Origin of the sequence: Corynebacterium sp. KPL1818, assembly GCF_000478135.1 — a bacterium.
Taxonomy (GTDB): Bacteria; Actinomycetota; Actinomycetes; order Mycobacteriales; family Mycobacteriaceae; genus Corynebacterium; species Corynebacterium accolens.
In genome coordinates this window covers 718231-735594 of sequence record NZ_KI515759.1, presented here as the reverse complement: position 1 = coordinate 735594, position 17364 = coordinate 718231, and the positions used below count along the sequence as shown (strand labels likewise).

The 17364-nt window shown below is 59.2% G+C and carries 16 protein-coding genes; 1 reads left to right on the top strand and 15 read right to left on the bottom strand.

The window, feature by feature from the left end:
* Positions 1-97: 97 nt before the first annotated feature.
* The 9 genes from tatA to HMPREF1261_RS09155 form a co-directional block, all read right to left on the bottom strand.
* Positions 98-367, bottom strand: a complete 270-nt coding sequence (gene tatA, locus HMPREF1261_RS09195) for a Sec-independent protein translocase subunit TatA (RefSeq protein ID WP_023030744.1) — start codon at positions 365-367, stop codon at positions 98-100.
* 114 nt (positions 368-481) lie between these two features.
* Positions 482-1435 carry a YafY family protein gene (locus tag HMPREF1261_RS09190; RefSeq protein WP_023030743.1) on the bottom strand — a complete coding sequence of 318 codons (954 nt, stop codon included), beginning with the start codon at positions 1433-1435 and terminating at the stop codon, positions 482-484.
* Between the two features lie 4 nt (positions 1436-1439).
* Positions 1440-2426 carry a YafY family protein gene (locus HMPREF1261_RS09185; protein WP_023030742.1) on the bottom strand — a complete coding sequence of 329 codons (987 nt, stop codon included), beginning with the start codon at positions 2424-2426 and terminating at the stop codon, positions 1440-1442.
* A gap of 35 nt (positions 2427-2461) precedes the next feature.
* Positions 2462-3841: a Pup--protein ligase gene (gene pafA / locus HMPREF1261_RS09180; protein ID WP_051142543.1), complete on the bottom strand. Its 1380-nt coding sequence runs from the start codon at positions 3839-3841 to the stop codon at positions 2462-2464.
* Positions 3842-3879: 38 nt separating this feature from the next.
* Positions 3880-4071, bottom strand: a complete 192-nt coding sequence (locus HMPREF1261_RS09175; protein ID WP_005279201.1) for a ubiquitin-like protein Pup — start codon at positions 4069-4071, stop codon at positions 3880-3882.
* A 31-nt stretch (positions 4072-4102) separates the two neighbouring features.
* A complete protein-coding gene (gene dop, locus HMPREF1261_RS09170) occupies positions 4103-5647 on the bottom strand; it encodes a depupylase/deamidase Dop (protein WP_023030740.1) in 1545 nt (514 codons plus the stop codon).
* The gene (arc, locus tag HMPREF1261_RS09165) at positions 5632-7212 is read right to left on the bottom strand and encodes a proteasome ATPase (protein WP_023030739.1); all 1581 of its coding nucleotides are present in this window, start codon (positions 7210-7212) and stop codon (positions 5632-5634) included. The genes dop and arc overlap by 16 nt, the downstream gene beginning before the upstream one ends.
* 82 nt (positions 7213-7294) lie before the next feature.
* Complete coding sequence (locus HMPREF1261_RS09160; RefSeq protein WP_005282956.1) at positions 7295-8131, bottom strand: tRNA (adenine-N1)-methyltransferase; 837 nt, start codon at positions 8129-8131, stop codon at positions 7295-7297.
* Between the two features lie 28 nt (positions 8132-8159).
* Positions 8160-9413 carry a M18 family aminopeptidase gene (locus tag HMPREF1261_RS09155; RefSeq protein ID WP_023030738.1) on the bottom strand — a complete coding sequence of 418 codons (1254 nt, stop codon included), beginning with the start codon at positions 9411-9413 and terminating at the stop codon, positions 8160-8162.
* A 46-nt stretch (positions 9414-9459) separates the two neighbouring features.
* Here HMPREF1261_RS09155 and HMPREF1261_RS09150 point away from each other — a divergent pair, with 46 nt between their 5' ends.
* Positions 9460-10299, top strand: coding sequence for a RecB family exonuclease (locus HMPREF1261_RS09150; protein WP_023030737.1), 840 nt, complete (start codon positions 9460-9462; stop codon positions 10297-10299).
* Between the two features lie 6 nt (positions 10300-10305).
* Here HMPREF1261_RS09150 and HMPREF1261_RS09145 read toward each other — a convergent pair whose 3' ends face one another.
* The 6 genes from HMPREF1261_RS09145 to HMPREF1261_RS09120 all read right to left on the bottom strand — a co-directional run bounded on the left by HMPREF1261_RS09145 (position 10306) and on the right by HMPREF1261_RS09120 (position 17341).
* On the bottom strand, positions 10306-11973 hold the full coding sequence (locus tag HMPREF1261_RS09145; RefSeq protein ID WP_023030736.1) for a formate--tetrahydrofolate ligase: 1668 nt from the start codon (positions 11971-11973) through the stop codon (positions 10306-10308).
* A gap of 146 nt (positions 11974-12119) precedes the next feature.
* A complete protein-coding gene (locus HMPREF1261_RS09140; protein WP_023030735.1) occupies positions 12120-13427 on the bottom strand; it encodes an anaerobic C4-dicarboxylate transporter in 1308 nt (435 codons plus the stop codon).
* 325 nt (positions 13428-13752) lie between these two features.
* Entirely contained in the window at positions 13753-15312 is a 1560-nt protein-coding gene (gene aspA, locus HMPREF1261_RS09135; protein ID WP_023030734.1) for an aspartate ammonia-lyase, read from the bottom strand.
* Between the two features lie 111 nt (positions 15313-15423).
* Entirely contained in the window at positions 15424-16269 is an 846-nt protein-coding gene (gene hisG, locus HMPREF1261_RS09130) for an ATP phosphoribosyltransferase (protein WP_023030733.1), read from the bottom strand.
* A 42-nt stretch (positions 16270-16311) separates the two neighbouring features.
* Positions 16312-16575, bottom strand: coding sequence for a phosphoribosyl-ATP diphosphatase (locus HMPREF1261_RS09125; protein ID WP_005279188.1), 264 nt, complete (start codon positions 16573-16575; stop codon positions 16312-16314).
* A gap of 43 nt (positions 16576-16618) precedes the next feature.
* On the bottom strand, positions 16619-17341 hold the full coding sequence (locus HMPREF1261_RS09120; protein WP_023030732.1) for an HAD family phosphatase: 723 nt from the start codon (positions 17339-17341) through the stop codon (positions 16619-16621).
* Positions 17342-17364: the final 23 nt, after the last annotated feature.

The following is a 17364-nucleotide window of genomic DNA, read 5'->3' as shown; positions in this document are numbered from 1 at the left end:
CGAACACTACCCTGCCCACTCGATTTCTGAGGGCCGGTCTCCGGCACGGCCGACGAGTGCATAGGCAGAGCGTGTTCGCCTTTTTAGCTGGCAGGCGTTAATTCTGAGAGGAAGAGTTTCCCTGCTGGTGGCCAGGTTGCATATCCGGGCGGTTCCAGAACTCCTCATCGGACTGCTGGCGCTTCTGGCTCAATTGAGCTTGTGCCTCAGAGCGCTTGGAGTCCTCCGATTGCATTTCATTGACCTCGGATTTGAAAATGCGCATCGAACGGCCCATGGAACGAGCAAGATCGGGCAATTTCTTCGCGCCAAATAGCAAGATGATGACAAGAACAATCAGGCCGATTTCGAATGGTCCTAAGGTCATAAGATCCTCTTTCGGTTCTTCTTTGCCTGCGCCGGGTAGCCGCCGCGGGCGCTCCCTTCGCGGGGAATAGTCGCGGGGCACGTGTAAGACGCATGTGCGTGCAGTAACTGAAAATTAAGTATAGCCCTTCAACGCGGCATTCCCGCGTTCCGCAATGAGATTCACGATAGATTGCGGGGCTATAACGCGTAACCTATCTGCCTGACCGAGGGCGAAACGAACCACCCAATCTACCGATCCCACCTGCATTGTCGCAGCTATGGTGCCGTTTTCTAGGCGTTTTCCTAGTTGCATGTCGTAGTATTCTGCCAACCAGGTGAATTCTTCGCGGATGGCTAATTCCACGGAATCCGCCGTACCTAAATTAAAGGGTGCCGCAGCGTCGAAATCCAACTCCTTGAGACGCGGATGAGCGGTTTCCTCGGTCAATTCGGCATGCTTGATGCGGTCGATGCGGAAGGTCCTGTGCCCCTGCTTTTCTTCCTCCCACGCCGCGAGATAAGGCTCCGCATCCACGATGAAGATCCGGGCCGGATCAACTAGGCGCTCGGTTTCCTTATTAGATGAAGCACTCCAATAGCGCATCCGGATGCGCCGTTTTTCATTGAGCCCGCGGTTTAAGGTTGCCTGGATATCGGATTCTTGCGGGTCCACCGTCGATAATGTGTCATAAATGCTCAGCGTGCGCTCATCCATAATGGAGCGCAGTTTCGCGGCGGCAGACTTAATCGCCCGCGTATCTAATAGCCCGGACATAGCCTCGAGGGATTCAAGGGTAAGTAAGAGCGCGCCGGCCTCGGTTGGGGTAAGCCGCAATGCTTGTCCCAGACCTTGGTCATTGTAGATGGTGACCCCATCGCGGTAGCTGAAAGAGAGATCGATGAGCTCTTCGGTATTGCGGCCGGTCCCAGAGCAAAACAGCCGGTCCACGGCATCTTTGAGCTCTCCTGGGTCCATCCCCAAATCCGCGGCCGCCTCCATCGGGGTTTTATCCGGATGGTTTTGAAAATACGGGATGAGGTTGAGCGACCGGACGAGCGCTTGCAGTTTATGAGATCCATCGGCCATTGGTTTACTCAGCTCCGTTGTGGTTGGCGGCTGTGCGCAAAAGGTTAACGATGTCAGTGCGCACCTCAGGGGGATCGAGCACTTTTACTTCTGGGGCATAGCCCGCTGCGGTGCGCACCAACCAATCTTTTTGGACCCCGGTCAGCACTACGGTGCCTTCGGCGGTGCGCTCCCCCGCGCTTTCTAGCTCTTGGGCTTGACCTTCAGGGATATGCAGGGTCGCATCTACCTTTTCGCCGCGTTGTAGTGCTTCTTTGACGAGCTTGTCGATGTCCACCGTCGGCTCGATGTGCTCAGCCGGCTGGTGGGACCTTTTGATATCGGAAAGCCTTAAGGCCCGGAAGACGCGCGGGGCGGCGCGGTCCACATCAAAGCCAACGATATAGATGCGACTTTGGTGGTTGACCACTCCCCAGGGATCCATGGTCCGGCGCACGGTCTCAGCCGCCGGATGGGGGCGGTAGGAAAAGGTGATGCGCACTTTATTCCGCACGGCGGCGAGGACGAAGGTGATCACTTCGGGGGCGAGCCGGGTGATGTCATTGACCGCGGTATAGACGGGCGCGCCCTCCAGGTTGCGAGAAGCGCCCGAGGCGGCGATCTTGGTCCACCCGGACAGGGAGAAATCGCTCAATCCACCAGGGGTTCCCACTCCCCCTGCGATGCCAAGCACCATCGCTTCTTCCGGTGAAAACTCCACCGGTGGGAGCTGGTAATTGCTTTGGTCGAGGCGGTACGAGGCACCGTCTTCCCCACCGGTGTGCACGATGGGGACTCCGGCGCGTTGCAAGGTGGCGATATCGCGCGCCAGGGCCTTGGTAAAAGCCTCGTCGGATTTATCGCTATAACCTGCGACGTGGCTGCGAATCCAGGCTGCAGAGCGGTCAGGTGAACCGCCCGAATTCGCCGCTCCTTGCAGCGCAAAGGATAGGTTGGTGAGCCTTTCTACTGCCGCATCCTGCCGGCTCGGCGTGGATCGTGATGCCACCACGTTGTCTACTCTCCCCAGTGCTCAATGTGCACGCCCTAGGCGTGATTTTCGTGCATATAGTCTAGCAATGCCTCAACGCGCGGATCGGTGGACGCGAAGGGATCGAGCAGTTCCTCGGTGCGCGGTTCTGGGCGGTTGACCTTCAGCCGCGTCCAATCCACGGTCACGTGCGCGCCGCAGTCTTCGGCGGCAGTCAGGAACGCGCCGCGCAAGGCCGCGCGCGTGGTCGGCGGCGCGGTCGATACTGCACGCTCGATGTCTTCATCTTCAATCCAGCGCTCGATCATCCCGCGGCGCAGCAGGACATCGTATAAGCCTCGCCCGGGCCGGATATCGTGATAAGTCATATCAACCTGCGTCAGCTTCGGATGCGCCCAGTCACCGCCCAAACGGGAGCGGTAGCGCTCGAGCAACTCGAGCTTGATCACCCAATCAATCTCGCGGTTCACGCCGGAGTAATCTCCGGTCTCGATGGCGCGCAGGATGCGCTCCCACAGGTCAACGACGCGCTCCAATTCCGCCGTGGGCGTGCCGGCGTCTTCGCGGTGAGCAAGCCAATCGCGGGCCCGCGCGCAAAGCTGCTGCTGGACCTCCAAGGCTGTAATGGTTCCCCCGCTAACAAGCGGCAACGGCGTTGAGCCGGTCACATCGCGCGCAATGGAGCGAATGTGGTGGATTGGATCTGCGATCTCGAGTTCGGGCAGCTCGAAGCCCGCCTCCAACATCTCCAGCATGAGCAGGGTGGAGCCGACCTTTAGTGCGATGGTGGGCTCTGCCATATTGGAATCGCCCACGATGATGTGCATGCGGCGGAAGCGCTTGGAATCCCCATGCGGCTCATCGCGGGTATTGATGATGGGCCGGGAACGGGTGGTCGCGGACGATACGCCCTCCCATACCTGATCGGCGCGCTGGGATAAAAGGAATTGCGCGGGGTGATCGCCCTTGGCAGGCTGTACCATTCCCGCCCCGCAGATAAGTTGGCGGGTAATCAAGAACGGCAAGAGCGCCACGCCCAGGTCTTTGAGCACCATGTGCCGGCTAATGAGGTAATTCTCGTGGCAGCCAAAGGAGTGCCCGGCGGAATCGACGTTGTTCTTAAAAAGGTAGACCGAGCGCTCGTTTCCTTCTTCGGCCAAAGCGTCTTCTGCCTGCAGGGCCAGGCGGTTCATCACGCGGTCACCGGCGCATTCATGGGCGATGAGCTGGCTGAGGCTATCGCATTCGGCGGTGGCTACCTCAGGGTGCGAGCCGACGTCGAGGTACAGGCGGCTGGCATTGGTGGCAAAGATATTGGACGAGGCGTACTTTTCCACGATCGGCCGAAAGAGCACGCGCGCAACCTCATCCGGACTTAATGCCCGCCGGCTCTTCGGCGTCGCGGTGGACAGACCATACTCGGTTTCGATGCCCATGATCCGCCGGGCAAACACGGGACGGGTGGATTCCACGCCTACTGTCCGCCCTTTTGGACGTACGAGCGGACGAATTCTTCCGCGTTATTTTCTAGCAGGCCATCGATCTCATCCAAGAGATCATCGGTGCCGGAGGTGTTGATATTGAGCTGGGTAGCGGTAAATTCTTCCTCTGACTCGGGGCCATTTCCCCCATTATTGCTAGAAACCTGGCGATTCGAAGTGGACACGGTGTCATCCTTTCGTCATATTAGGTGATCATTACTTACGATACTCGGGCTGGATGCCGATGGCAGCAAGCCCTTCAAGTAACTCCTCTACGCTGCTGGCGCCCTCGATAATGCCTTCGCAGTCCGCGCGGGTAAGGCCGCGGGTATCATCCATGGCCACGGTGGCCCAGACGCCATTGCGGGAGCGCCCGTCCGTATCACCACGGCGCAGGGTGAGGCTTTGCCAACTGGCGGCGATGATATCTTCGCCGAATTTCTGCGTTATGCGCCCGCGGAAATATGCCCGCGTATCGGCGGGCGGCTCGGCCGCGGCGCGGTGCAGATCTTCGGCGCTAAAGAGCTGGCGCATCTGCCCCTTGCGCACCAGCGCATGGTGCAGCGACTTCTCGGGATCGATTTCCGCGTATTGCAGGTCGATCAGGCGCAGCTTGGGATCATCTGGGGCGATGCCGCGGTCGAGGTAGCTCTTGATCAACCGGTACTTGGCCACCCAGTCCAGAAGGTGGGCGGCCTTGAGGGGGTCATCGGCAAGCAGCTCTACTGCCTCGTCCCAGGCCGCTAGCACCTTGTGATCGGCGTCGGTCTCCGGCTGCAGGCGGCGGCGGTATTCGGCGAGCAGCTCGAGGGCGGTGAGCGTGCGGCCATCGGCAAGCGTGAGCCGGTGGCGCAATTCGAGGTCGCGGCTTACCAGGGGGACCTCCGCGACGGCATCGGCAAGGCGCAGATCGCTAAAGTCCGTGCCGGCCTCAATGGCATCGAGCACCAGCGAGGTCATGCCCAATTTCAGCAGCGTCGAGGTCTGCGACATATTCGCATCGCCGATGATGACGTGCAGGCGGCCGAAGTCATCGTGGATGGCATGGGGCTCGTCGCGGGTATTGATAATGCCGCGGTTGAGGGTGGTTTCCAGGGAGATTTCCTGCTCAATATAATCCGCGCGCTGGGAAATCTGGAACCCCGGTTCCTCGCCAAACTCCCCGCGCCCCATGCGCCCAGCACCAATGACGACCTGCCGGGCCACGAAGAAGGGAATCAGCGCCTGAGCCATGACCGAAAAATCGGTGCTGCGAGCATACTGATAGTTCTCATGCGAACCGTAGCTGGCGCCCTTGCCATCGACGTTATTCTTGTACAACCGCAGCGGCGGGCACGGCTGCCGGTCCGCCAAGACGGAGTTTCCCTGTGCCGTCAGCTCCGCCACAGCATCCCGGGCCTGCAGCAGTGTGAAATCGCCGGCGGCATCATAGAGCGTTGCGTCCCAAGCATTCGTGCACTCCGGAGCCGAATACTCGGGGTGGGCGTGGTCCACATAAAACCGCGCCCCGCTCGGGGTGACAACATTGGCTACCCCCACCGCATTGGGGTCTACCACGGGAACCGTATCGTAGCGCTTGAGATCGAAACCGCGCGAGTCCCGCAAGGGGTGTTCCTCCGCAAAATCCCAGCGCGAACGCGCCCCCGTATACAGCGCGGCATAGGCCACAACCGCATGGGTCGAGGTAATGATTGGGGATTCCTCCGGCGAATCAGGCGTAGAAATACCGTATTCCGTTTCCGTTCCTAGCACGCGGGCCACGTACAGCTCCTTCCGCTTAAAAGTTCCACACTGGTCACACGCGATCCGCTGTGATCCGTGGAGACAATCTTGCTCCATTCCTCGGGGTTGGTTGAGGTGGGCATGTATTCCGATTCTTCCTGCTCGGCGGCGATGGCGGTGCGCAGATGCTGCTTGCCGATGCCCCCTTTAACGCCCCCATCGCCTTCCTCCGCGGCGCGCTGCGCACCGTGGTGCGATAACGCCTCCTTGATGGCCAGCTTCTTTGCCCGGGCCAGGATATTGGCGATCATCGCGCCAGAGACGAAATCCCGGTAGTGCAGGACCTGGCGCTGCCCATTGCTAAAGTGCAGCTGCGCAAAGGGCCTATCGCTATAGAGCTCATCCACGGCATCGCCGATGAGCTCGTCGATATCGCCCTCGTGTGGAATGGACGGATCGAAGTGGCGGGCGAAGATCTCCCGCGCGCCGCGCTTAGTGGGGCGATTGATGCGCACCTTCATATCCAGCCGGCCCGGGCGCATGATGGCGGGGTCAATGAGCTCTTCCCGGTTGGTGGCGCCGATGATGACCACATTGCTGAGGCCCTCCACGCCATCGAGCTCCGTCAGTAGCTGCGGAACGACGGTGGTTTCCATATCGGAGGAAACCCCGGATCCGCGGGTGCGGAAAATGGATTCCATCTCATCAAAGAAGATGACCACGGGGCGATCCGCGCTGGCCTGGGCGAGCTCGCGGGCGCGCTCAAAGATAAGCCGGATGCGGCGCTCGGTCTCACCGACGTACTTATTCAGCAGCTCTGGGCCCTTAACATTGAGGAAGTAGCTGGATCCGTCTCCCCCCATCTGGGTAGACAGGGAGTTCGCCACGGCCTTAGCAATGAGCGTCTTTCCGCAGCCGGGTGGGCCATAAAGCAACACGCCCTTGGGCGGCTGCAAGCCATACTGCCGGTAGAGCTCGGGATGGATAAAGGGCAACTCGACGGAATCGCGGATCTGGGAAATCTGCTCGTCCAAGCCACCGATGTCCTCGTAGCGCACATCGGGTACCTCTTCCAGCGAAAGCTGGGAAACCTCTGCTTGATCCACCTTTTCCACGGCCACGGAAGCCTTTGTATCTAACAGCACCACCTCGCCCGCGCGCACGCTTTCTTGCAGCGCCTGTGCGAGCAGAACAACGCGGTTATCCCCCGCAGAATTAGCCACGACGGCGCGGCGCTGGTCCAAGCGCTCGACCACGGTGGCAAGCTCGCCAGTGCTCGTAGGAGCGCAGCCTTCGACGACCACGAAGCCATCTCCCAGCCGGACCTGTTGGCCCACCTGCAGGCTGCCCGGCTCCACGTTGGGAGAGACCTTGAGCTGCATGACGCGGCCGTTGGTATAGACCTCCGCGGTGGTACCTACCTCGCTTTGGTGCGGCGAGTAGGCCAAAAAGACCCCATATGTAGAGGCGGGCTCTGCAAGCGCATTAACCTCAGCAAATAACTGCTCGAGCTCGGCGCGCGATTTCTGTAATAGCTCCACCAGCTTTTGGTTGCGCGCAGCAAGCTGGCTGAGTTGCCGCTTATTATCCGTGGCTTCATCCATGCACACCACTTTAACGTGCGAGCAGCTATGAGCGAGGCCACTTTAGTAATTAATTACACCCGTGTACTTAAAACTGTGCACCTTATTTGCGGGCGCGGCGCTGGGGGCGCGGCGGGGTGACGCCATCGGCAAGCCGCCTGGTCCAAATAAGGAATGCGGTGTGCGCGTTCATGCGGTGCTCCGGGCGGGTGGCTAGGCCTTCTACCTTCCACTCGCGCACCAGGGATTCCCACGCCTTCGGCTCAGTAAAGCATTGCAGCTCCCGGATGCCCTCCATGACCTTCATCAGCTGTGGAACGGTTGCCACATAGGTCATGAATACGCCGCCGGGGATCAGCAGATCCCGCACGGTCTCCAGGTTCTCCCAGGGTTCCAGCATGTCCAAGATGATGCGGTCGACGGGGCCGCCGAGGTCCTCAGCGGTGACATCGCCGAGATCGCCTAGGCGCGGCGACCACCACTCGGGGCGGGATCCAAAGTATTCCTCGACGTTATCGACCGCGTACTCCAAGTGATCGTCGCGGATCTCGTAGGAATAGACGTGGCCTTCAGGGCCCACGGCGCGCAGGAGGGACATCGACAAGGCGCCGGAGCCCGCACCGGCCTCCAGCACGCGGGCGCCCATGAAAATATCGCCCTCGACCAAGATTTGCGCGGCGTCCTTGGGATAAATAACGGCGGCGCCCCGCGGCATCGAGAGGACGTGATCCACCATGAGGTGGCGGAAGAGCAGGAAGGACGAGCCCAAGGTGGACTCGATGACGGAACCTTCATCCATCCCCACGATGTCATCGTGGTTGATTATGCCTTTATGGGAATGGAACTGGCCTCCTTCTTTCAAAATGACCGTGTAGTGGCGCCGCTTGGCGTCCGTCAGCTGCACGCGGTCGCCATAGGAAAAGGGGCCAGAATAAGCCATGCCGCAAAACTCCTCGAGGTTGTGGGTACTAACCCTTCAAGTATGCCTCAAGAGCCCGCGAGAGCCATATTTGGTCCTGCTCGCCCACCATCTCGCGCGCGGAGTGCATCGAAAGCATCGGCACGCCCACATCGACGGTGTCGATGCCCAGCCGCGTTGCGGTAATCGGGCCGATGGTCGAGCCACACGGCACATCGTTATTGCCCACGAAGCGCTGCACCGGAACCCCAGCCTTGGCACACGCGGTCTCCCACAGCGCAATCGTCTGCGCATCGGAGGCGTAGCGCTGGTTACCGTTGATCTTGGTCACTGGGCCCTGCCCAATGATCGGCTGGTGGGTGGGGTCGTGCTTATCCGCGTAATTGGGGTGCACCGAGTGCGCGGCATCGGCAGACACGCAGCTAGAACGCGCAAACATCTGGAATCGCTCTTCCTCATTGGCCCCCAGCGCGCGGGCGGTGCGAGTCAGCACGTCCTGCAGGATCGGCCCGGCGGCACCATAGCGGGAGCTCGAGCCCACTTCCTCGTGGTCAAAGGCCATCATGACCAAAATATCGGAACCGTCATAGTCCTGCGCAGCGCTCTGCATGGCCTCGAGCGAGGCGTGCACCGATGTCAGGTTATCCATGCGGCCAGCCGCGATGAATTTCTCGCCCGCGCCAAAGACGGCACCCCGGGCGGCATCAGCGGTAATCAGGTTGAAGGAAGCAATATCCTGCTTGGCGATGCCCGCCTGCTCCCCCACCACCTGCAGGATCGACGCCTCTTCATCGCCAACCGTCAGCACCGGCTGCATGTGCTTTTGGCGGTCCGGCTTGAACTCATCCTTGCGGTACAAGTGAATAGCCAGCGAAGGAAGGCGCAGGACTGGGCCCGTATTCACGAGGTGCTGGCGCCCATCCGTGGTCACGACCTGGCCGGCGACGGTAAGTTCGCGATCGAACCAGGTATGCAGCAAGGCGCCGCCGTAGATTTCCACCGCTACCTGCTGCCAGCCCGCAGCGGAAAAATCGGGCGTTGGTTTAAGCGCCAGGCCCGGCGAATCGGTATGCGAGCCAACGATGCGAAAACCGGAGTTCTTATCGGCGCCTTCCGGCACGTACCACGCGGCAACCGCGCCGCCGCGGACCATGACGTGCCCGCCCGGTGCGGCCGACCAATCCTCGCGCTCATCCTGAACCTGGAAGCCAGATTCTTGCAGCTGGCGCGCTACCTCATGCGCGGCGTGGTACGACGACGGCGAGGCCGCCAGAAAATCAAGGAACTTATCGGTATAACTCATACCTTCTAGCTTGCCACGAAACTAACGGCGATAGGCTAGATACACCATGGCTACTTCATCTACTCCCCGTTCCCGCCCCCGGCCCCGTCCCCTTGCGCTGTCGCCTTCGCGAGCCTCCGACTACCAGCAGTGCCCGCTGCTCTATCGTTTCCGGGCCATCGACAAGATTCCCGAGCCCAAGACCATCGCCCAAGTTAAGGGAACCCTGGTCCACGCGGTTTTAGAAGAAACGCATAAACTCCCGCGCGAAGAGCGCACCTACCCGGCAGCGGTAAAGATGATTAAACCAAGCTGGGCCGCGATGACAGAAAAGGACGCTGAACTGCTCGAGCTCGTGCCCGAAGAAGAAACGTATGACTTCTTCGTCGCCGCCCGCGAACTGCTCAAGGGATATTTCCAGATGGAAAACCCGCAGGGCTTCGACTGCCAAGAAACCGAGATGTATGTCAATACGGTCCTGCCCAATGGCGTACCCGTGCGCGGGTTTATTGACCGCGTGGACCGCGCCCCCACCGGCGAGGTGCGCGTCGTGGATTATAAGACGGGAAAGAAACCAGCACCGCGGTTTTCCCAGAGCGCCCAATTCCAGATGCGCTTTTACGCCCTGGTGTACTGGCGCCTGCTGGGTATCATCCCCCACCAACTGCGGCTGATGTATCTCAAGGTACTGGACTCGATGTTTTTAGCTCCTAGCCAGGAAGAGCTCGAATACTTCGAGCGCGATCTAGGCCAGCTGTGGGCCAAGATTGAAGCCGATGGGCGCGCCGGGGACTTTCGCCCGAAGCGCTCCAAGCTCTGTGATTGGTGCGCGCATCAGGCAATATGCCCCGAATTTGGCGGCACGCCGCCGGAGTACCCGGGGTGGCCGGGCTCCGCGGCGGATTAAAACCTTTTAGAACAGTCCGGATACCGTGCCATCGGCGGCGACGTCGATATTATTAGCCGCCGGCTTCTTAGGCAGGCCTGGCATAGTCATCACGTTACCGGTCAGCACCACAATGAACCCGGAACCGGTGCGCGGCAGTAGCTCGCGCACGTGCAGCGTGTGGCCTTCCGGTGCGCCCAATGCCGTTGCTTCATCGGAGAAGGAATACTGCGTCTTGGAAATGACTACGGGCAGTTTATCCCAGCCATTGTCCTTGATGTACTGCAGGTCCTTCACAGCCTTGGAGCCGTATTCCACGCGGTCCGCGCGGTAGATCTCGCGGGCGATGGTCTTGATGGAGGCCTCGATGCCTTCTTCCGGATCGTAGAGCTGCTGCGCGCCGCCCTCGAGGTTCTCCAACAGGGTCTCGGCCAGCTTCGTCGCTCCCGCGCCGCCTTCGGCCCAGACGTTAGCCTCTTCCAAGGCCACGCCGAAGTCGTTGGCCCAATCGCGCATGAACTGGCGCTCCGCCTCCGTATCAGACCAGAAGAGGTTCAGCGCGACGACGGGCTTGATCCCAAATTTGCGCAGGTTTTCTACGTGGCGCTCAAGGTTGACGATGCCCTTCTGCAGCGCCTCAAGGTTTTCCTCGGTGAGCTTGTCCTTGGCAACGCCCCCGTTGTACTTCTGTGAGCGAATCGTCGCCACAACCACCGCGCCGGCCACGTCCAGGTCACCAAAGCGGGACTTGATATCCATAAACTTCTCGCCGCCGAGGTCTGCGCCGAAGCCGGCTTCAGACAGCACGATATCGCCGAACTGCAGCGCGGTCTGCGTCGCCAGCAAGGAGTTGCAGCCGTGCGCGATATTGGCGAAGGGACCACCGTGCACGAGTGCGGGAACCCCGCCGAGGGTTTGTACAAGGTTCGGGTTCAAGGCATCGCGCATCAGCGCGGTCAGTGCACCTTCCGCATCGAGCTCGCGCGCGGTCACTGGGCGTTGGTCATAGGTAAAACCGACGGTGATATCGCCCAAGCGCTGCTTGAGGTCATCGAGGCTCGTCGCCAAGCACAAAATAGCCATGATCTCGGAGGCTGCCGTAATGGTAAAGCCAGTTTCTGCCGGCACGCCGTGCGCAGGGCCGCCGAGCCCGGTGACCACATTGCGCAGTGCGCGGTCGTTCACGTCGACGCAGCGCTGCCACGTGACGCGGCGCGGGTCGATGCCCAGCTGGTTGCCCTGGTGAATGTGATTGTCGATGATGGCCGCCAGCGTATTCGTTGCCGCGGCAATGGCGTGGAAGTCACCAGTAAAGTGCAGGTTAATATCCGCCATCGGCACAATCTGGGCGTAACCGCCGCCCGCGGCGCCGCCCTTGATGCCCATGACCGGGCCCTGGGATGGCTCGCGCAGGGCCACGATGGCCTTCTTCCCGATCTGGTCCAGCGCATCGGTCAAGCCGATAAGCACCGTAGATTTTCCTTCCCCGGCAGGTGTTGGGGACACTCCTGTCACCAGCACGAGCTTGCCGCGCTTGTCTTTGGCGTAGTCCACCTTGGTGATATCCACCTTGGCCTTCGTGGAACCAAAGGGAATTACTGCATCTTCGGGGATGCCTGCTTTGGCTGCGATCTTCGCAATCGGCTGCAGGTTATGGGCTTGTGCGATTTCAACATCGTATGGCTGCGTAGTCATAGCACCTACCCTACCGATTTCTGGCATAAGCCAAGTCGCATGGGGTATCAAATGTGAGACACAACATTTTTATGAAGGGCTCCCACATAAAAGTGGCGCCCTCTCCGCGGAGAAGACGCCACTGGGAATGCGAATTGAAGGACTCGCTAAATGATTACCGCGCCGAGTGCGTAGCCCAAGAGCACGGAACCGACAATGCTGACCACGCCGGGGATAAGGAATGGGTGGTTAAAGACGGCCTTGCCGATCTTGGTCGTGCCCGTATCATCCATTTCGACTGCTGCCAGCAACGTTGGGTAGGTAGGCAGGATGAACAGGGCAGATACTGCCGGGAATGCGGCCACGGCGGTAACCGGGCTTACTCCCAGCGCCAAGGCGGCGGGCATGAGTGCCTTGGTGGTGGCGGCCTGCGAGTACAGCAGGGCTGCGGCGAAGAAGAGCACTACTGCCAGCAACCATGGCGAAGCTTCGATGACGTCGCCAGCCAAGGCCTGAATATCGTCCAAGTAGTGGTTGATGAGGGTGGTTCCCAACCACGCGACACCCAGCACACAGATGCAGGCAGACATGCCCGATTTAAATACCGGGGTGTTGAGGACGTCAGCTGCCGGAATCTTGGTCTTGAGCACGATGATCGTTGCGGCCGAAAGCATGACGGTCATAATCGCCTCATTGCGCGGCAACGTGGGATCCGTAATGAGACCAACCTGCTCGGAAGAAATGGTAGCCCACGCCATGACGATGACGATGGCGATAAGGAAGATAACGACGGAAGACTTAGCGCCTTCCTTTGGCTCATATTTGCTAGCACCAATCGGCGCTTTGACCAAGCCCTGCGCCTTGCGCTCTTGGTAGACGGGGTCATCTTCCAGTTCCTTGCCAAACCTATTGGCCAGCCACGCTGCCGGGAAGATGGACAGGAAGGTAGCTGGAATCAGCACGCCGAGCACCTGGAGGTACCCCACGCCCATGGGCTCCAGCAGGCCAGCCAGGATGACCACCGCGGCCGAAATCGGTGAGGCACAGATACCCATCTGCGCGGCGACGACCGCGATAGACAGCGGGCGCGACGGGCGGACCTTGCCCTCCTTGGCCACCTCGACGATCACCGGCAGCGTAGAAAAGGAGGTGTGGCCGGTACCGGCAAGGACCGTCATCAGCCACGTCACAATGGGTGCGTAGTACGTAATTTTCTTAGGGTTTTTGCGCAGGAACTTCTCGGCCACGTGAACCAAATAGTCCATGCCGCCGGCTTTTTGCATGGCGGCGATGGCCGCAATCACCGTCATGATGATGGCGATGACATCGAACGGAATGTCTTCCCTAGTTACGGGAACTCCCGCAACACCCAAAAGGAGAACGCCCAGGCCACCGGCCATGCCGATACCTATGGACCCAATTCTCGCACCCAAGATAATGGCCGCGAGAACGATGACAATATGAACAATAACCATGGATACACTCCACACGTTCTCAACTACACGTAGTGGACCCGCCTTGACCTGCCGGTCGTGGACCACCCTTACACTTCTATTTTGCCCTGAATGTGTTGTTTTATTGACACAATATGCCCGTTTGTGTCGGTTCCCACATGTGTTCTACCTCGCGTTATAAACCGTTCGGTATATTTCCATGCCACTGCGCTATGGAAGCGGGAGACACCAATTCGGGCATAGACGAAAGAGGCCGCACACACCGTGGAGTACTCCCCTCCCGTTTTCCACGGGAAGAGGGAGCACGGTGTGTGCGGAATGTTGCGCTATGGATCGCGGGCTTTACTTAGTTTTCGTCCAAGAAAAGCTGGCCGCGGAATTCTGGGTGCATGAGGTTTTCTACCGACAGCACCTTGTTCAGCGTTGCCTCATCAAGAAGGCCCTTCTCCAGGACGAGTTCCTTGACGCCCTTGCCGGTCTTGAGGGATTCCTTAGCAATCTCGTCACCGTTGTGGTGGCCAATGAATGGGTTCAGGTAGGTGACGATACCGATGGAGTTCTCCACGTACTGGCGGCACACATCGGCGTTAGCGGTAATACCGGTGACGCACTTTTCGCGCAGCGCATCAACCGCGTTGCCCATAATGCGGATGGACTGGAACAGCGCCTCACCGATGACCGGCTCCATCACGTTGAGCTGCAGCTGACCTGCCTCTGCGGCCATGGTCACGACGTGGTCGTTGCCGAAGACCTTGAAGCAGGTCTGGTTGACCACCTCTGGGATAACTGGGTTGACCTTACCCGGCATGATGGAGGAACCTGCCTGGCGGGCCGGCAGATTGATTTCGCCAAGGCCAGCGCGTGGACCGGAGGACAGCAGGCGCAGGTCGTTACAGATCTTGGACAGCTTCATGGAGGCGCGCTTGATGGCGGAGTGCAAGAATACGTAGGCACCGCAGTCAGAGGTGGCCTCGATCAGGTCGCTTGCAGTCTTCATCTCCAGGCCGGTGACTTCAGACAAGGCGGCAGTAACCTGGTGACGGTAGCCGGCTGGAGTGTTAACGCCGGTGCCGATGGCAGTAGCACCGAGGTTGATCTGCAGCAAGCGGCTCTGTGCGTCGCGCAGAACGGCCTGCTCCTCGTTCAGGTTATTGGCAAAGCCCTTGAACTCATCGCCCAAGGTCATGGGGACGGCATCCTGTAGCTGGGTGCGGCCCATCTTCAGGATGTCTTGGAACTCATTGCCCTTGTCTTGGAATGCGGAACGCAGGCTGTCGATGCGCACGACGAGGTCATCGATGGCAGCGTACAGGCCCAGACGGAAGCCAGTTGGGTAAGCATCGTTGGTGGACTGGGACATGTTGACGTCATCGTTGGGGTTGATGATGTCGTAGGAGCCCTTCTCCTCCCCCAAGTGCTCAAGCGCCAGGTTGGCAACGACCTCATTGGTGTTCATGTTCAACGAGGTGCCGGCGCCGCCCTGGAATACATCGAGCGGAAATTGGTCCATGCAGCGGCCCTCGTCCAAGATCTGGTCACACGCCCAGATGATGGCCTCTGCTTTCTTCTTTGGAAGCACGTGCAGGCGACGGTTGGCCATCGCAGCGGCCTTCTTGACCTGCACCATGCCGCGGATGAAGTGCGGAATGGTGTTAATGGTCACGTAGGAAATCTGGAAGTTATCCATCGCGCGGACGGTGTGGACACCAAAGTAGGCATCAGCAGGAATTTCCAAGTCACCGATCAGGTCGGTCTCCGTACGAGTGTTTTTGCTCGACGTCTTTGGCTGCTTCTGCTCAGCTACCTTTTTCTGTGCAGAATGGGTGGTCTTATCCTCCTGCTTTTCCTGCCCTTCCTTTGCAGCAGACTTAGTGTCTTTTTCTTCTTTCTTAGACGACTTTGCCATGATGGCGCGGCTCCTTTGCCTGTCGAGAATGATGTCCGAGTAAATGTTCTCAAGCGCCAATGGTAGCCACGTTTCGCCCCAGTTGGGACGACCAAGAATTTAATACTCCCCCTAAAAGCGGGCAATGCGGAGATCGGAAGCCAAAATTGCCTCCGCACCGAGTTGGGAAAGTCGATCCATAATCTGGTTGGCTTCCTTCTGCGGAACCATCGCACGCACCGCCACCCAGTCTTGCCGCGCCAACGGTGAGACCGTGGGTCCAGTCAGACCCGGAGTAACACCAGCTGCTTTGTCCAGATTTTCTTCCGCGATGTTGTAGTCAATCATGAGGTAGGTGCGGGCGTGCAAAATTCCTTGGATGCGGCCTAAGACCACCTGCTCTTCCGGCATCACCTCTGCATCGTGGCGTTTGATAACCACGGCTTCTGAGGTGACGATGGGTTCGCCAAAGGGCGCCAAGCCCTGCTGCCGCAGCGTAGTACCAGTTGACACGACATCAGCAATCACATCGGCCACGCCCAAGTGGATGGAGATTTCCACCGCCCCGTCTAGGCGGATCACATCGGCGGAAATTCCCTTCTCCGCCAGGTCCTGGCGGACCAAATTCGGGTACGACGTCGCCACACGCTTGCCCTCTAGGTGAGAGATATCCCACCCCTCTCCTTGGGGTGCGGCGTAGCGGAATGTCGAGTCGCCGAAGCCGAGCGAGAGGACTTCTTTAAATTGGGCATTGGAATCGAGCGCCAAATCGCGCCCCGTAATCCCTAGATCGAGCACGCCGCGGGCAACATAGATCGCGATGTCCTTCGGGCGGAGGAAGAAAAACTCCACCCCGTTATCCAAATCCACCACGTTCAGCGTTTTGGAGTGGCCGCGCCCCTTATATCCGGCCTCACCAAGGATTTCTAAAGCCGCCTCCGATAAGGCCCCTTTATTTGGTACTGCAATTTTGATCATGCTGTTCTCCAAGAATTTTGCTCCACCGCAGGAGGCAACAAGTTATAGGTATTTATAAATATCTTCAGGGCGCAGGCCACGCTTGATCATCATGACCTGCGTCCAATAGATAAGCTGCGACATTTCTTCCGCCAGTTCCTCATCGGACTGGTATTCGGCGGCGATCCATACCTCGCCTGCCTCTTCGATGATCTTTTTGCCAATATGATGGGCGCCTTCTTCCAGCGCCTGGACGGTCCCAGAGCCCTCAGGCTTCTGGTCTGCTTTGTTTAGTAGCTCAGCAAAAAGTGTCTCAAAATCCTTCACGGCTAACTATTGTTCCACAGGTAAGCAGACAATGCGAAGGGTTTTAGTTCATTTCCTGGATAGCCCGGAACCACTCGTAGACATCCGTGTGGAGCGCGCCCGCGAGGTGACGCGAATCGCGCAGCCGAGAGATTTCTACTACCCCGTCCGGTACTTCCACTCCTTCATCTTCTGGCAGACCGATAACGGTGCATCCCGCGGCCACGGCAGCGCGCATACCCGCCGGGGAATCCTCAAATACGAGGCACTGAGTTGGATCAAGCTGCAGGCGCCGAGCCGCTTCCAAGTACATGTCTGGGGCAGGCTTGCCGGTGGGAACTTCATCGCCGCAAATAGTGTCTACGAAATACTCGCTGCCGATGACCGCAATGGCGGCGTCCGCAACGTCGCGGTCCGTATTCGTCGTAACCATCATCGGCATGCCGTCGTGGAGCAGCGAAGTTAAAAGCTCAGGGATGCCGGGAAAGATTTCGAGGCGGCCGGCAAAAAGAGTCTTCATATAATCAAACATCTTGTGCCGGTAGGCCTCGACATCGCCTGCGCCCAAGACAACCCCAGCGTTGTCGGCGCAAATGCGCAGCGTCGTCGTAAAAGTAGCCCCCACCGTATCCATCCGTTGGCTTGGGGTAAGGCGTTTTCCCAGCACTTCTGAAAGGTAGTACGTCGCCTCGCCCCACAGGGGCTCCGAGTTGGTTAAGGTGCCGTCCATGTCCCAGAAAATCGCCGCTGGACGGGGCAAAAGCTGGGAATTACTCACTGTGGTCATACACACTCCACCGGATTTTCCGG

What these genes read in the sequence shown, in the direction of transcription:
- tatA (WP_023030744.1), bottom strand. Translation starts at nt 367, where the DNA reads ATGACCTTAGGACCATTCGAAATCGGCCTGATTGTTCTTGTCATCATC.
- HMPREF1261_RS09190 (WP_023030743.1), bottom strand. Translation starts at nt 1,435, where the DNA reads ATGGCCGATGGATCTCATAAACTGCAAGCGCTCGTCCGGTCGCTCAAC.
- pafA (WP_051142543.1), bottom strand. Translation starts at nt 3,841, where the DNA reads ATGGGCATCGAAACCGAGTATGGTCTGTCCACCGCGACGCCGAAGAGC.
- arc (WP_023030739.1), bottom strand. Translation starts at nt 7,212, where the DNA reads ATGGATGAAGCCACGGATAATAAGCGGCAACTCAGCCAGCTTGCTGCG.
- HMPREF1261_RS09160 (WP_005282956.1), bottom strand. Translation starts at nt 8,131, where the DNA reads ATGGCTTATTCTGGCCCCTTTTCCTATGGCGACCGCGTGCAGCTGACG.
- HMPREF1261_RS09155 (WP_023030738.1), bottom strand. Translation starts at nt 9,413, where the DNA reads ATGAGTTATACCGATAAGTTCCTTGATTTTCTGGCGGCCTCGCCGTCG.
- HMPREF1261_RS09150 (WP_023030737.1), top strand. Translation starts at nt 9,460, where the DNA reads ATGGCTACTTCATCTACTCCCCGTTCCCGCCCCCGGCCCCGTCCCCTT.
- HMPREF1261_RS09145 (WP_023030736.1), bottom strand. Translation starts at nt 11,973, where the DNA reads ATGACTACGCAGCCATACGATGTTGAAATCGCACAAGCCCATAACCTG.
- HMPREF1261_RS09140 (WP_023030735.1), bottom strand. Translation starts at nt 13,427, where the DNA reads ATGGTTATTGTTCATATTGTCATCGTTCTCGCGGCCATTATCTTGGGT.
- aspA (WP_023030734.1), bottom strand. Translation starts at nt 15,312, where the DNA reads ATGGCAAAGTCGTCTAAGAAAGAAGAAAAAGACACTAAGTCTGCTGCA.
- hisG (WP_023030733.1), bottom strand. Translation starts at nt 16,269, where the DNA reads ATGATCAAAATTGCAGTACCAAATAAAGGGGCCTTATCGGAGGCGGCT.
- HMPREF1261_RS09120 (WP_023030732.1), bottom strand. Translation starts at nt 17,341, where the DNA reads ATGACCACAGTGAGTAATTCCCAGCTTTTGCCCCGTCCAGCGGCGATT.